The organism is Bacillus sp. SIMBA_074, assembly GCF_046534555.1.
In the GTDB taxonomy this organism is placed as follows: Bacteria; Bacillota; Bacilli; order Bacillales; family Bacillaceae_G; genus Bacillus_A; species Bacillus_A mycoides.
Genome location: NZ_JAWRYM010000535.1, coordinates 1 through 271, shown reverse-complemented (window position 1 = coordinate 271; position 271 = coordinate 1). Strand labels below are relative to the sequence as shown.

The window sequence follows — 271 nt, the reverse complement described above, 5'->3', positions numbered from 1 at the left end:
CGAACGTTCCGCCAGGAGGTGCGAAATGACAGGGCAATACGTCAGCCCACATTCGCTGGACGCTATCGACCAGGAAATCGACAAGGCCGAAACCATCATCAGCATGGTGGGCACCGCTAACCAGAGCCAGAGCTATGAACAAGGCATCATTGATGCGCTGCTCTGGGTTCAGGGCCGAATTCCGCCACCTGCGGATATCACGCTGTAACCGCAATGAATCACCACGGCCCCCAAGTGGGGCCTTTTTTACACCTGATTTCAGGGAAAACCC

1 protein-coding gene is annotated in these 271 nt (G+C 55.7%); it reads left to right on the top strand.

Annotated features, from left to right (window positions below; translation table 11 throughout):
* Positions 1 to 25: 25 nt before the first annotated feature.
* Positions 26 to 208 carry a hypothetical protein gene (locus tag SB773_RS31875; RefSeq protein ID WP_410594332.1) on the top strand — a complete coding sequence of 61 codons (183 nt, stop codon included), beginning with the start codon at positions 26 to 28 and terminating at the stop codon, positions 206 to 208.
* Positions 209 to 271: the final 63 nt, after the last annotated feature.